Origin of the sequence: Bradyrhizobium sp. SZCCHNR1093, assembly GCF_032381175.1 — a bacterium.
Taxonomy (GTDB): Bacteria; Pseudomonadota; Alphaproteobacteria; order Rhizobiales; family Xanthobacteraceae; genus Bradyrhizobium.
In genome coordinates this window covers 763,286-776,743 of sequence record NZ_JAUHJJ010000003.1, presented here as the reverse complement: position 1 = coordinate 776,743, position 13,458 = coordinate 763,286, and the positions used below count along the sequence as shown (strand labels likewise).

Genomic DNA, 13,458 nt, shown 5'->3' with positions numbered 1-13,458 from the left:
TATGGATATCAATGATAACAGACGCATATGACCGCCACGCTCGACATCGCAACCGTCCGCGCCTTTCTGCTGGTGAGCGAGCTGCACAGCTTCACGCGGGCGGCCGAGACGCTCGGCACCACCCAGGCCGCGGTCAGCCTGAAGCTGCAGCGACTGGAAGCGCTGCTCGGAAAGCGGCTGGTCGAGCGTTCGCCGCGCGCGGTCCGGCTCACCGCCGACGGCGCGGCTTTCGCCGAGAACGCCCGCGCGCTGGTTGCCGCTCATGACCTTGCGCTCACGGGAGCGCCCCGCACCCGCCCGCTTCTGTCGCTCGGGATCAGCGATCACGTCGCCGGCCCCGAGCTGGTGCCGATGCTCGAGCAGATGCATGCAGCCATGGCGGACCTCGTCCTGTCGGTCAGCATCGGCTTCTCGCGCGACCTGCTCGACCGCTACGATGCCGGCAAGCTCGACGCCGTGATCGTCCGCCAGGAGGCGAGCCGCCGCGGTGGCGAGGCGTTGATCACGGACGAGTTCGGCTGGTTCGCAGCTCCCAGATTTCGTCTGCCGGCGGGCGGCACGCTGCCGCTCGCCACGCTCGCGCCGCCCTGCGGCGTGCGCAGCATCGCGGTCCGCGCTCTCGAGCGCGCCCGAATCAGCTTCAGCGAGACATTCGTCGGCGGCGGGGTGACGGCCGTTGCGGCGGCCGCGCGCGCCGGTCTTGCGGTTGCGCCGCTGGCCCGCCGGATCGCGCCGAGCGGACTGATCGATGTCGGACCGGATCTCGGCCTGCCCAAGCTCGGCCGTTCCAAGGTGATGCTGCATGCAAAGGCGGGAGATGCGGCCAAGCGCGCGGCCTTGCGCACGCTGGCCGCGGCCTTCCGAAGCGCCGCGATGTCGAAGTAATTGACGCCCGCGGAGCCTGATGTAGCATGGGTTGATGATCGGAGCTCAGGAGCAGCGGCTTGAACCGTCTCTTGACCGCAGCTGACCTCGTCAGCGCCCCAGCAAAGCCGAGCCCGGCCTCGACCGGCGCGACCGGCCTCGAACCGTTACATCGCCACGCGCTGATCCGAACCTCCAACGCCGACGTGCTGCGCGACCTCGCGGGGCGCCGGCTCGGCGCCGAGCGCGTCGACTTCAGGAACGCCGAGCGCTTCGAGGCGATCGTCAACCTGATCGAACTCGAGACCATCGGCCTCGCCTTTGGCACCACGACCTGCGACATGGTCTGCGACCATCGTGCGGCCGACTTCATCAGGGTGCAGATCGCCCTGAAGGGACGCGCGGTCAGTTGCGCCCGCGGCGAGGCGACCGACGTCAACGAGCATCAGCTCGCAGTCGCGCCGGCCGGCGTGCCATGGCAGATGGCGTGCCAGGGTGGCCATCGACGCCTCACTTTGCGGCTCGATCCGCAAGCGCTGCGGCGGCGCCTGACGGCGCTGGTCGGCGTGCAGCCGCGCGCCGACTTTGCGGTCGCCCCCGCCATTCCGGCCGCCGATCCGCAGGCCCGCAGCCTGATGCGGCTGCTCGATTTCCTGACGACCCAGCTGAACGAGCAGGATGCGGCGTTCCCCGCTGCGGTCTATCGCGAGCTGGAGGATGCGGTGCATGTCGCCTTCCTCTGCGCGAGCCGTCATCGTTTCCGCGACACGCTCCTGGATCCCTCTCCGATGCCGGATTTCGGCCTGGTCAAGCGGCTCGAAGATTACATCGAGGCCAACTGGCGCGAGCCGATCACGATCGAGCGCCTTGCGCGCGAAGCCGGCGTCAGCGCCCGCTCGATCTTCCGTCTGTTCGAGCGCGTGCGCGGCTATTCGCCGATGGCCTTTGCCAAGTCGGTGCGCCTGCGGCGCGCCCACGAGATGCTGCGGTCCGGAGATCCGGCCGTCACGGTTGCGGCGGCGGCCGCCGCCTGCAACTTTGCCAATGCCGGACACTTCGCCCGCTACTATCGCGCCACGTTCGGCGAGTTGCCATCGGCGACGATGACGCGCGCCGAGCAATCGTGACGCTTTCGGCCGCTCACAGGATGGCTTCGAGCGCGCTGCGCAGGCTCTGATGGCGGAACACGAAACCGCTCGACAACGCCTTGTTCGGCACCACGCGCTGGCCGCCGAGCAAAAGCTCCTCGGCGAGGTCGCCGCCGATCCGGCGCAGCATGCCGGCGGGAACGCGCAGCAGCGCCGGTCGCCGCAGGCAGCGCGCGAGCTCGGCGGTGAAGGCGAGATTGCGCACCGGCAGCGGCGCTGTCGCATTGACCGGCCCGGTGATGGTCTCGGTCGCAATCACATGCGCGATCAGCCGGACGAGATCGTCGCGCTCGATCCAGGACATCCATTGCAGGCCGGAGCCGAATGGCCCGCCCAGGCCGAATTCGAACGGCGTCAGCATCCGCGCCAGGAAGCCGCCGTCGCGGCCGACGACGAGACCGATCCGCAGCAATGCGACGCGGACGCCATGTGCTTCGGCACCGCGAGCCGCCTGCTCCCAGGCGTCGCAGAGGTCATGACTGAAGCAGGCATGCGACTTGGCGGATTCGGTCAGCGGCTGGTCCTGCCACAGGCCGTACCAGCCGATCGCCGAGCCGTTGACCAATACACTCGGCTTGCGGTCGAGCCGCGCAATCAGAGAGACGACGGCTTCCGTCGTAGCCAGCCGGGACTGCAGGATCGTGGCGCGCTTGGCCGCGGTCCATGGCGCGTTGCCGATCGGCTCGCCGGCGAGATTGACGATCGCGTCGATGCGGATGTCAGAGGCGAGCTGATCGAGACTGGTGATCAACGTCAGCGGCGCCGGCAACATTGCGGCCTTGGCCGGGTCGCGCACCAGGGCGACGACATGATGGCCGGCCGCGGCGAGACTGGCCGCCAGCCGCGTGCCGATGAAGCCGGTCGCACCGGTGACGAGAATGGTCTGCGCCGGCGGCAGCGCCGCGACCAGCGCGGCGGCATCGGGCTGTGACATCCGCGCCAGGCGCCGTGCCGCGGTGAAGTCGCGCAGACCGCACAGAGCAGCGCCAACCGCGGCCGCGGCAGCAATCCAGCTCAGCACGCCCGCATAGGCCGGCACGATCGCAGAAGGCCGCGTCGCCCAGCCGATCAGCAGCGGCACCAGCAGCATCAGGATCGCGCCGTAGTTGATGGCGAGCAGAGTGTGATTGATACGCTCGCTCGGTGGCAGCCTGCGCGTCAGATCCTCCTCGACGAAATCGGTCAAGGTGATGGCGATCTCGGCCACGAGCACCGCGAGCAGGAGGATTGCGAACAGGCCATGCACCTCGCACCAGCCGAGGACGGCGAACAGCAGCGCATAGAGCACGTTGCGGATACCGTGCAGCTTGAGCTCGCCCTGCTGCGACGGCCGCCACGCCAGGCGCTCAGTGAACTCATGGTGATAGAAGGTGTCGAACACGCCCATCACGATCTGGAGCGCGATCAGGGACCAGAGCAGCGGCGTCATGGTGTGGACTCCCAGAACACGGCGCTCTGGCGGATGATGCGCCCGAAGCGCGGGTGGGTGATCTCGAGCGAGAAGCGAAAGACGCCGCTGCCGAGATCGGAATGGGTGACGGTGAGGTCGCCGGGCGTGAGCCATGCCGGCAGCGCCCAGCGCCGGCCCGCGAAGTCGAACGTGTAGCCGGCGCTATGGAAATGAAGCGCCCATCGGCGACGCCGACACGCAGGCTCATGCTAAGGCCCCAGCCGAGATATTCCTCGAGCCCCGTTGGACCGGCGAAGCGCTTGGCGGAATGGATCACCTGCGGGAAGCCATGCGGGCGCCCGCAAATGCGTGTCCAGATCTGACCGCCTCTCGCCGCGTCCTCCGTCACCGCGACGATCATCGGCACACCGATGTCCGCGCGCGTCGGCAGCGGCCCGCCGATCAGCCGTGCCAGATGCGCGAACCAGAAGCCGGCACGGCTGATCTCGGCCTGATCGACCTCGCCGACATAGACGACGGTGGCGCCATCGGCGAGTTTCTTGGAGAAGCGGCGCCAGATCGACACCGGCAGTCGTCCCCAGTCTTCGGCGGACAGCAGCGCACGAAACCTGTGATCATCATGGAGCCGGGCGCTGGAGGGCGTTGAAAGTCCGAGATGTCGCATGGTGACCATGACGCCCTCCACTCTCCTCAAGCGCTGCCGGACCTGGACCTTCCCGACGGCAACAGATTTGCAATCTTCTCGCCGAGCTTGATCAGCGCGACGAGACGCGGCCGCGGCACCTTCAGCATCTGCACGTACCAGCGGTCGATCAGCTCGGTGAACGCCAGCATGTCCTTCAGACGCTTGGCTGCGACCGCGCTGATCGTGGGATCGCCGGTCGCTTCCGCGACGCAGGCGCGCAGCGCCGCGATGGCCGGATCGATCTCGCGTTCCTTGCGGCCGGCCGCGATCCGCTGCGCCACCTCCCAGATGTCGGTCTCGGCCTCGAAATGATCGCGGCGGTCGCCGAGGATCGGCACGCGCCGGATCAAGCCCCAGGCGAGCAGCTCCTTCAGCGAGTTCGAGACATTGGAGCGGGCCATGCCGAGCGTGTCGGCGACGTCCTCCGCCGTCATCGGCTTCTCGGCGAGGTACAGCAGGCCGTGGATCTGGCTCACCGAGCGGTTCACACCCCACTGGTCGCCCATGTCGCCCCAGTTGAGAATGAAGCGCTCGACGGCGGGCGGAAGCTTCCGATTGCCTGGTGTTTCTGTCATGACAGAAATATCTGACCGTAGAGAGTGAATGTCAAGAGCGTCTTATTTGAACCGGGCGGGTGGCCGGCAAGACGGATGTTACAGCGCCCCTCTTGCGCGCGCCGAGACCGCCTGATCCCCGCCTGCCCCATCTGCAACAGGAGCAAGCCATGACGGCATCCGACAAGGCTTTCACCGGATCGATCCCGCAGATCTACGATCAACTGCTGGTGCCCTTGATCTTCGTGCCCTACGCGCAGGATCTTGCGCGGCGCATCGCGGCCTGCCTGCCGCGCGACGTGCTGGAGACGGCGGCGGGCACCGGCGTGGTCACGAGGGCGCTGCACGCGCAACTGCCGCCGGAGGTCCGGATCACCGCCACCGACCTCAACGAGCCGATGCTCGCACAGGCGAAGACGCATCTCGCCACCGAGAGCCGCATCGCATTTCGTCAAGCGGATGCGCTGGCCCTGCCCTTTGCCGACGCGAGCTTCGATGCCGTCGCATGTCAGTTCGGCGCGATGTTCTTCCCCGATCGCGTCAAGAGTTATGCTGAGGCCCGCCGCGTGCTCAGGCCCGGAGGACGTTTCGTCTTCAATGTCTGGGACCGGATCGAGGAGAACGAAATCCCTCACGTCGTTCACGAGACGTTGCAGCAGGTGTTCCCCGAAAACCCGCCGCAGTTCTTCACCCGGACTCCGCACGGCTACTACGACACCGGGCGGATCGAGGCCGATCTGACAGCAGCAGGCTTCACCGATATCGTGATCGAGACGGTTGCACATCGCAGCCGCGCCGCCTCGCCACATCAGTCGGCAATGGCGTTCTGCCAGGGCACGCCGATGCGCGGCGAGATCGAAGCGCGCGGCACGCCCGGCCTCGCAGCCGTCACGCAGGCGGCCGCGGACGCGCTGGCGCGCCGGTTCGGCGACGGACCGATCGAGGGCCGCATACAGGCGCTGGTGATCTCGGCTGGGTGAGCGACAGCGACCGCTCTACGGTGCACCGCGGGTGAAATGCACCCGCAGCAGGATCAAAGCCGTCCAGAACAGAAAGCCGACAAATGTGCACGATCGGTAGTCGGCAACGGAAGACAACTACGCCGTCTGCAGCACCGAGAACGATTCGCCGGGCCGACGCAATGCGAGCTGATCGACCGTCCCGGCGACGTCGATCACGTCGTCGACACGCGCAGCCGGCGGCCCTTTGCGGCAGGCCGTGACCATCGCCGCGACGTCGTCGGCGGGACCGGCGAAGACCGCCTCGACGCTGCGGTCGCTGCGGTTGCGGACCCAGCCTTCGAGCCCGTTGAGGATGGCCTGGTCCTCGACCCAGGCGCGGTAGCCGACGCCCTGGACGCGGCCGCGGACCGTGACGTGGACGATGGCGCGACCGATCATGAACCAAGCCCCAGGAACTCGCGAAGTCTCTTCTTCACGTCGCCATCGCGCATGACGCGCGCGGTCAGTTCGGCCGACGGCAGCCCCTTGAGCTGCTTCGGCGAGGCGCCGTTGCGCAGCGCCTTCAGCGTCTCATGCACCGCCTGCGTCGCGGCCGCGATCGGTGCATGGCCCTGCAGCGCGACGCGGACGCGGCGCGAGGCGAGATAGCCGAGATCGGACATCTCCTCCGGCGCGCCACCGAGCACGATCGGCAATGTGGTGACTGCCGTAATTGCATCGAGCTGATCGCGCGAGGTGATGCCGGTGAAGAACAGGCCGTCGACGCCGCAGGCCTCGTAGGCTTTGGCGCGCATGATCGCGTCGTCGAGCGAGGCGATGGAGACGGCCCCGGTTCGCCCCAGAATGACCAGCGCGGGATCGCCTCGGCCGTCGAGCGCTGCCCTCACCTTGCCGACCCCTTCGGCGAGCGAGATCAACTGCGGCTTCGCCTCGCCAAAAGCCTGCGGCAGCAGCGTATCCTCGATGGTGAGACCCGCGGCACCGGCCGCCTCCAGCTCCTGCACCGTGCGGCGCACGTTCATCGCATTGCCATAGCCGTGATCGGCATCGACCAGCACCGGCAGCGCGGCGGCGCGCGACATCCGCCGCATCTGCTCGGCCAACTCGGTCAATGTGATCAGCGCGATGTCGGGATCGCCGAGGACGGCGAGCGAGGCAGCCGAACCGCCGAACATGCCGAGCTCAAAGCCGAGATCTTCGGCGATGCGGATCGAGATCGCGTCGTACACCGAGCCCGGATGGATGCAGCGATCGCCGGCGAGGATCGCACGGAGCGCCTCTCTGCATGCACGGAAGGTCATCCTCGCCTCCTCTCCTTCGTCATTGCGAGGAGCGCAGCGACGAAGCAATCCAGAATCGTGCCCCGAACTCTGGATTGCTTCGGAGCTGACGCTCCTCGCAATGACGGATGATGGTTCGTTCGGTCATCCGGGCCGCCTTCGACGAGACGAACCCGGACTTTCGAAATTCTCAGATGCGCAATTGCGCATCATGGTTCGATGCTGCGCATCGCCCCGGAATGATGGAGCAAGTCCTACGCAAACTCCAGGATCAGCGCGTCCACCGCGAGCGTAGCGCCGGCTGTCGCGTGGATCTTCTTCACCGTACCGTCCTGCTCGGCGCGCAGCACGTTCTGCATCTTCATGGCTTCGACCACGGCGAGCGTCTCGCCGGCCTTGACCTCCTGCCCTTCGGTCACGGCGATCGAGACCACGAGGCCGGGCATCGGGCACAACAGCTTCTTGCCGCTGTCGCCGGCGGTGACGACCGGCATCAGCCGCGCCGCGGTCGCCTCGGCTTCCGTGTAGACGTAGACTGGCGCTTCGACGCCCTGATGCGCAAGCCGCACACCGTTCGCAATGAGGCGCGTCTGCACTGCGATGGCCGCGCCATCGATGGTGCCGTGCCAGACCGCGTCGCCCGGTTTCCAGTCCGACACCAACTGATGCGCCGCGCCGACCTTGCCGTCGGCCCCGACGAAGCGGACCGTGATCGCGCCGTTCTCCCTGGTGATGTCGAGCAGGATCTCGTCACGCCCGAGCCACACCGCGCGGCGGCCCTGCCGCCTCACAGGCCGGCCGATCATCTGCTGCGAGATCTGCCGCTTGCGCTCGCCGAGCACGTGGTCGATCGCAGCACCCACCGCCGCTAGCCGGCGCGCGATCTCGCCTTCCGGCGCACGCGCGGCGAAGCCCTTGGGAAACTCCTCGGCGATGAAACCGGTCGACAGCCTTCCCTCGCGCCAGCGCGGATGGTTCATCAGCGCCGACAGGAACGGGATGTTGTGGCGGATGCCATCGACATAGAACGCATCGAGCGCGGTCGACTGCGCCTCGATCGCGGCAGCCCGCGACGGCGCATGGGTGACCAGCTTGGCGATCATCGGATCGTAGTAGATCGAGATCTCGCCGCCCTCCTGCACGCCGGTGTCGTTGCGCACGGTGACGCCGTCCGCCTTGCTCTCGGCCGGCGGGCGATACTTCACGAGGCGGCCGATCGACGGCAGGAAGCTGCGGAACGGATCTTCCGCATAGACGCGCGACTCCACCGCCCAGCCGGTCAGCGCGACGTCCTTCTGCGCAAGCGCGAGCTTCTCGCCGGCGGCGACGCGGATCATCTGCTCGACGAGATCGATACCGGTGACGAGCTCGGTGACGGGATGCTCGACCTGCAGGCGGGTGTTCATCTCCAGGAAGTAGAAGCTCTTGTCCTGGCCGGCGACGAACTCCACGGTGCCGGCGGAGTCGTAGTTCACGGCCTTGGCGAGCGCGACCGCCTGCTCGCCCATCTTGCGCCTTGTCTCCTCGTCGAGCAGCGGCGACGGCGCCTCCTCGATGACCTTCTGGTTGCGGCGCTGGATCGAGCATTCGCGCTCGCCGAGATAGATCACGTTGCCATGCTTGTCACCGAGCACCTGGATCTCGATGTGGCGGGGATCGACGATGAACTTCTCGATGAAGACGCGGTCGTCGCCGAACGAGGCCTTGGCCTCGGCCTTGGCGAGGTTGAAGCCCTCGGCCACCTCGGCGGTCGAATGCGCGATGCGCATGCCCTTGCCGCCGCCGCCGGCGGAGGCCTTGATCATGACGGGATAGCCGATCTCGTCGGCGATGCGCACGGCATGCTTGTCGTCCTCGATGACGCCGAGGAAGCCTGGCACGGTCGAGACCTTGGCCTTGGCGGCCGCCTTCTTCGATTCGATCTTGTCGCCCATCGCGGCGATGGCGCCGGGGTTGGGGCCGATGAAGACGATGCCAGCCTCGGCCAATGCCCGCGGGAAAGCCTCGCGCTCGGACAGGAAGCCGTAGCCCGGATGCACCGCCTCGGCGCCGGTCTTGCGGCAGGCCTCGACGATGCGGTCGATCAGGAGATAGCTCTCGGCGGCGGCGGGCGGGCCGATCAGCACGGCATCATCGGCCATCTCGACATGAAGCGCATCGCGGTCGGCTTCCGAATAGACCGCAACGGTCCGGATTCCCATGCGGCGGGCGGTCTTGATGACCCGGCAGGCGATCTCGCCGCGGTTCGCGATCAGAATGGTTTTGAACATTTCTTGCTTGATACCTTTGGGCGGGCTCCCCGCTCGTGGCACAGGCGTAACACCGCGAGCTTGACCGGTTCGTCTATACCAAAATCGCCCGCGCGCAACCCGCCTCTCGTTCCGACGTTGCCGTCCGGCGAGGCATGCCAGCTGCGTCCCTTGCCGTCAGCCGGAATAGCTGTGGAAACGTCCGCGGGCATAGGCGTGCGACACCGCCTTCATCAGTTCGCCGACCTCGGTCTCGAGAAAATCGTTCGCAACGATCAGGGCACGAATGGCCGCCCGCGGATCGCCCCCGCAGGCAGCAATGGCCTGGTCTACGGCGGCGTCCAGCGCGAGGTCTTCGGTGTCCGCGGCATCGGTCTTGGATTGCGATCTGGGCATGCGCGATGACGGTCCTCGCTCCGGTCACGCCGCCATGTTCACCTTATGTTCGAAGGAGTCAAGGCGGATCACGCCGCCCCGATCTCTTCCTGCTGAGGCTCGGCCTGTGGCTTTTCGGGAGCCAGAGCGACAGACTTTTGCTGTGCGCCCTGCCGCACCAGATGGTGGACGAAGCCGAGCTTGCCGATGACCGGCGGCGTCAGGATGAATGGATAGAGATCGCGCGCGCCCATCGCCCGGGCGACGCTGTTCATGGCGAAGGTGAATGGCAGCCAGGCGTTGACGATGATGTCGAAATCCTCCGCGACATACGGATCGAAGGTGACGCGCGCCGTCAGCCCGCCGATCTGGTCGGCGGGCGGATCGATCTCGATGCCGAACTCGGAGGCCATCTCCAGCGTATCGACGATGTGGAGGTAGTGCGCCCAGGTCTCGGCAAAATCCTCCCACGGATGCGTGGTGGCGTAGGCCGAAACGAAATTGTCCTGCCAGTCCACCGGAGGCCCCTGATCGTAATGCCGCCTCAGCGCCTCGCCGTAGTCCTGGGTATCGTCGCCGAACACGGCCCGGCATTCCTCGAGCCTGCCGGCATCGCGCACCAGCACGTCCCAGAAATAGTGCCCGACCTCGTGGCGGAAATGACCGAGCAAGGTCCGGTACGGCTCGTCCATTTCGAGCCGCCGTCGCTCGCGCTCGAAATCGTCGGCCTCGGCCAGCGCGATGGTGACGAGGCCGTTGTCGTGGCCCGTCATGACGTTCTGCTGGCCGACGGGGTCATCGGCGAGGAAGTTGAAGATCAGCCCGTGCTCGGGGTCCTCGATCCGCGTCTTCACAGGGAGTTTCCATCGGATCAGCGAGTAGAACAGTCGGTGCTTGGCCACCTCCAGCTCGCGCCATCCCGCGAGCTGCGCGGGATCGGACAGATTGGGAATGGTGCCGTTGTGCCGGCAGGCTCGGCAGAAGCCTGCGGTCTCGCCGGTCTCGAGCAGCCAGTTGCAGGCGTCGTGCTCGGCATTGGCGCAGAAGAAGCGCCCCGTCCCGTGGTCGGCGAGCGTCCGAAAGCCCTCCTCCGCCGGCTCGATCGCCGACAGGATCTGGCGCTCCGGCATGAAGGCGAGCTGATGGCCACAGCGCCCGCAGCTCCGATTCTCGAAGTACAGGATGTTCGTGCAGACCTGACAGACGAAGAGCTTCACGGCGTGGACCTACGTGTTGCGGTGTTCAGGGCCTGACGACGCACGACAGTAACAGTCCGTTCCGGGAGCGCGGAACTTTTTGTCTGCCCCGACGTTCTCGTCATGCCGGCGTTTGCCCGCCTTAATCTCTGGTCAGTTTGCTTTCCTTGGTCCCAATGTCGCCAAGCTTCCGAACACCCGCGATGGAATTCTCGGGCGACTGCTCGCCACATCAGTGCAGGTCAGCATGAACAGCGCGGATGCGCCCAGAGACGAAGTGAGGCCGGAGGCTGCCGCCGACGCGCTGCGCCAGCATATCGAGGAGATCGCGCGCGATCGCGATGAGGCCTATCGCGCGCTGCAGGAACGCGAGGCGGAGCTCGCGCGCATCCAGCGGATCGCCCGGGTCGGCGGCGTCGAGGTCGACCTGCGCGAAGGCTACCGCAACCGCCGCTCCCCCGAATACCTGATCATTCACGGCCTGCCGCCGGAAGCCGTTCACGAGACTCACGAAGACTGGGTCAGGCGCGTCCATCCCGACGACCGCGTCAAGGCCGAGCAGGAGTTCATCGCCGCGGTCAAGAGCAAGCAGGAGGACTACACCACCGAATACCGCATCATCCGTCCCAGCGATGGCGAGATCCGGTGGGTCCGCGTCATCGCCCGCATCGAGCGCGACTGGAACGGCCGCGCCATCCGCCTGGTCGGCGCGCATATCGACGTCACCGACCAGATGCTGGCGCAGGCCAAACTGCGCGAGAGCGAGGAGCGCTTCCGGCTGATCGCCGACAGCGCCCCGGTGCCGATCTGGGTGACGAAGCTCGACCGCACCCGCTCCTTCGTCAATCGCGCCTATGTCGATTTCCTCGGCCTGCCCCATGACGAGACGCTGGCCTTCGACTGGCGCAAGGTGCTGCATCCCGAGGACCTTCCGCGCATCCTGGAGCAGCAGCAGTCGGGAGAGCGCTCGCTGAAGCCGTTCTTCCTCGAGGCGCGCTACCGCCGCGCCGACGGCGAATGGCGCTGGCTGCGCTCGGAATCGCAGCCGCGCTGGGACGCGAACGGCAAACATGTCGGATTCATCGGCGTCGCTCACGACGTCACGGCCGCCAAGCAGGCCGAGATCGAGCTGCGCCGCATCAACGAGACCCTCGAAGAGCGGATCAAGGAGCGCACCGCCCAACTCGAGGCCAATGAAGCGCGCATGCGCGCGATCTTCGACACCAGCAATCAGTATCAGGCCATCCTCGACGTCGAGGGCCGCGTGCTGCATGCCAACCGCATCGCGGTCGCCGGCATGCGCGCCGGTGAAGTGAACGTCATCGGCCAGCCGCTCTGGGATGCGCCCTGGTTCACCCATACGCCGGGCGTGACCGAGATGCTGCGCAAGGCGTTCGCCCGCGTTCTCGCCGGCGAGAGCTTTCGGACCGAGATGCGGCTCGATTTCGCCAGCGGCCAGCGACATTTCGAGCTTTCGATGCGGCCTCTGTTCGACCAGCATGATGTGGTCACCGGCGCGGTCGCCGAGGCGGTCGACGTCACCGAACGCATCCAGGGCGAGGAGCTGTTGCGGCAGTCGCAGAAGATGGAGGCGATCGGCCAGCTCACCGGCGGCGTCGCGCACGATTTCAACAACCTGCTCACCATCATCCGCTCGGCCACCGACTTCCTGCGCCGCCGCGATCTCCCCGAGGAACGGCGCCGGCGCTATGTCGATGCGATCTCCGAGACGGTGGAGCGCGCCTCGAAGCTGACCGCGCAACTTCTGGCCTTCGCGCGGCGGCAACCCTTGACGCCGCAGGTGTTCAATGTTGGCGAGCAGGTCGAGAACGTCGTGCAGCTGATCCGTCCTCTCGTCGGCGGCCGCATCCAGATCGAGCTCGCGGTCACGAACAGCGGACTGTTCACCCTCGCCGACGTCGCGCAATTCCAGACCGCGCTGATCAACCTCGCCGTCAATGCGCGCGACGCCATGAACGGTGAAGGACATCTGAAAATCGGCGTGCAGCGGACCGAGAGCATCCCGGCCTTGCGTGGCCAGGGCCCCCGGCCCGGTGCCTTCATCGCGATTTCGGTCGCCGACACCGGGGGCGGCATCGCGCCTCAGCACCTCAACGCCATCTTCGAACCCTTCTTCACCACCAAGGAGGTCGGCAAGGGCACGGGTCTCGGCCTCAGCCAGGCGTTCGGCTTCGCCAAGCAGTCCGAAGGCGACATCGCGGTCGACAGCCGCATCGGCCACGGCGCGACCTTCACGATCTACCTGCCGCAGGCCACGGCACCGCAATCCGGCACGGAAGCCGGCTCCGCGCGCATCGAGCCGGCGACCATCGGGCGCGGCTACCGCGTGCTCGTGGTCGAGGACAATGACGAGGTGGGGCAGTTCTCGACCGAGCTGCTCGAGGACCTCGGCTATGTGACGCGCCGCGTCGCCAATGCCGCCGATGCACTGGCAATCCTGGCGAACGACGAATTCGCGGTCGACCTCGTGTTCTCCGACGTCATCATGCCCGGCATCAACGGCCTGGAGCTCGCCGGCATCATCCGCGACCGCTATCCCGGCCTGCCGGTGGTGCTGACATCCGGCTACAGCCACGTGCTCGCGGAGAACGCCCATCACGGCTTCGAGCTGATCAAGAAGCCCTATTCGGTGGAGTCGCTGTCGCGCATCCTGCGCAAGGCGATGGCCGAGAAGGCGCCGCTGCCGCGCTGAGTAGGTAGTGCGCGCTTCGCG

11 protein-coding genes and 1 pseudogene are annotated in these 13,458 nt (G+C 66.9%); 4 read left to right on the top strand and 8 right to left on the bottom strand.

The window, feature by feature from the left end:
- The first annotated feature begins 27 nt into the window (after window positions 1-27).
- A complete protein-coding gene (locus tag QX070_RS14555) occupies window positions 28-885 on the top strand; it encodes a LysR family transcriptional regulator (RefSeq protein ID WP_315737689.1) in 858 nt (285 codons plus the stop codon).
- A gap of 59 nt (window positions 886-944) precedes the next feature.
- Entirely contained in the window at window positions 945-1,991 is a 1,047-nt protein-coding gene (locus tag QX070_RS14550; RefSeq protein WP_315737688.1) for an AraC family transcriptional regulator, read from the top strand.
- A 13-nt stretch (window positions 1,992-2,004) separates the two neighbouring features.
- On the opposite strand, the gene QX070_RS14545 is transcribed toward QX070_RS14550, so the two are convergent.
- The 3 genes and pseudogenes from QX070_RS14545 to QX070_RS14535 form a co-directional block, all read right to left on the bottom strand.
- Window positions 2,005-3,441 carry a TIGR01777 family oxidoreductase gene (locus tag QX070_RS14545; RefSeq protein WP_315737687.1) on the bottom strand — a complete coding sequence of 479 codons (1,437 nt, stop codon included), beginning with the start codon at window positions 3,439-3,441 and terminating at the stop codon, window positions 2,005-2,007.
- Window positions 3,438-4,096: pseudogene (locus QX070_RS14540) on the bottom strand (DUF4166 domain-containing protein). Before QX070_RS14540 ends, QX070_RS14545 begins: the two are co-directional and overlap by 4 nt.
- Before the next feature lie 17 nt (window positions 4,097-4,113).
- Window positions 4,114-4,683 (bottom strand): GbsR/MarR family transcriptional regulator, encoded by a 570-nt coding sequence (locus QX070_RS14535; protein ID WP_315737686.1) that lies wholly within the window; start codon window positions 4,681-4,683, stop codon window positions 4,114-4,116.
- 149 nt (window positions 4,684-4,832) lie between these two features.
- On the opposite strand from QX070_RS14535, the gene QX070_RS14530 reads away from it, so the two are divergent.
- Window positions 4,833-5,642 carry a class I SAM-dependent methyltransferase gene (locus tag QX070_RS14530; protein ID WP_315737685.1) on the top strand — a complete coding sequence of 270 codons (810 nt, stop codon included), beginning with the start codon at window positions 4,833-4,835 and terminating at the stop codon, window positions 5,640-5,642.
- A gap of 117 nt (window positions 5,643-5,759) precedes the next feature.
- Here QX070_RS14530 and QX070_RS14525 read toward each other — a convergent pair whose 3' ends face one another.
- The 5 genes from QX070_RS14525 to QX070_RS14505 form a co-directional block, all read right to left on the bottom strand.
- Window positions 5,760-6,062: an acylphosphatase gene (locus QX070_RS14525; protein ID WP_315737684.1), complete on the bottom strand. Its 303-nt coding sequence runs from the start codon at window positions 6,060-6,062 to the stop codon at window positions 5,760-5,762.
- Entirely contained in the window at window positions 6,059-6,925 is an 867-nt protein-coding gene (locus tag QX070_RS14520; RefSeq protein ID WP_315737683.1) for an isocitrate lyase/PEP mutase family protein, read from the bottom strand. The genes QX070_RS14525 and QX070_RS14520 overlap by 4 nt, the downstream gene beginning before the upstream one ends.
- Window positions 6,926-7,158: 233 nt before the next feature.
- Window positions 7,159-9,174, bottom strand: a complete 2,016-nt coding sequence (locus QX070_RS14515; RefSeq protein ID WP_315737682.1) for an acetyl/propionyl/methylcrotonyl-CoA carboxylase subunit alpha — start codon at window positions 9,172-9,174, stop codon at window positions 7,159-7,161.
- Window positions 9,175-9,330: 156 nt separating this feature from the next.
- Window positions 9,331-9,549 (bottom strand): hypothetical protein, encoded by a 219-nt coding sequence (locus tag QX070_RS14510; RefSeq protein ID WP_315737681.1) that lies wholly within the window; start codon window positions 9,547-9,549, stop codon window positions 9,331-9,333.
- Window positions 9,550-9,617: 68 nt separating this feature from the next.
- A complete protein-coding gene (locus QX070_RS14505) occupies window positions 9,618-10,745 on the bottom strand; it encodes a putative zinc-binding peptidase (protein WP_315737680.1) in 1,128 nt (375 codons plus the stop codon).
- 226 nt (window positions 10,746-10,971) lie between these two features.
- On the opposite strand from QX070_RS14505, the gene QX070_RS14500 reads away from it, so the two are divergent.
- Window positions 10,972-13,437: a PAS domain-containing protein gene (locus tag QX070_RS14500; RefSeq protein WP_315737679.1), complete on the top strand. Its 2,466-nt coding sequence runs from the start codon at window positions 10,972-10,974 to the stop codon at window positions 13,435-13,437.
- The last annotated feature ends 21 nt before the right edge of the window (window positions 13,438-13,458 follow it).

Coding starts and splice junctions, on each gene's coding strand:
- QX070_RS14515 (WP_315737682.1), bottom strand. CDS start 9,174: ATGTTCAAAACCATTCTGATCGCGAACCGCGGCGAGATCGCCTGCCGG.
- QX070_RS14530 (WP_315737685.1), top strand. CDS start 4,833: ATGACGGCATCCGACAAGGCTTTCACCGGATCGATCCCGCAGATCTAC.
- QX070_RS14520 (WP_315737683.1), bottom strand. CDS start 6,925: ATGACCTTCCGTGCATGCAGAGAGGCGCTCCGTGCGATCCTCGCCGGC.
- QX070_RS14555 (WP_315737689.1), top strand. CDS start 28: ATGACCGCCACGCTCGACATCGCAACCGTCCGCGCCTTTCTGCTGGTG.
- QX070_RS14510 (WP_315737681.1), bottom strand. CDS start 9,549: ATGCCCAGATCGCAATCCAAGACCGATGCCGCGGACACCGAAGACCTC.
- QX070_RS14525 (WP_315737684.1), bottom strand. CDS start 6,062: ATGATCGGTCGCGCCATCGTCCACGTCACGGTCCGCGGCCGCGTCCAG.
- QX070_RS14545 (WP_315737687.1), bottom strand. CDS start 3,441: ATGACGCCGCTGCTCTGGTCCCTGATCGCGCTCCAGATCGTGATGGGC.
- QX070_RS14535 (WP_315737686.1), bottom strand. CDS start 4,683: ATGACAGAAACACCAGGCAATCGGAAGCTTCCGCCCGCCGTCGAGCGC.
- QX070_RS14500 (WP_315737679.1), top strand. CDS start 10,972: ATGAACAGCGCGGATGCGCCCAGAGACGAAGTGAGGCCGGAGGCTGCC.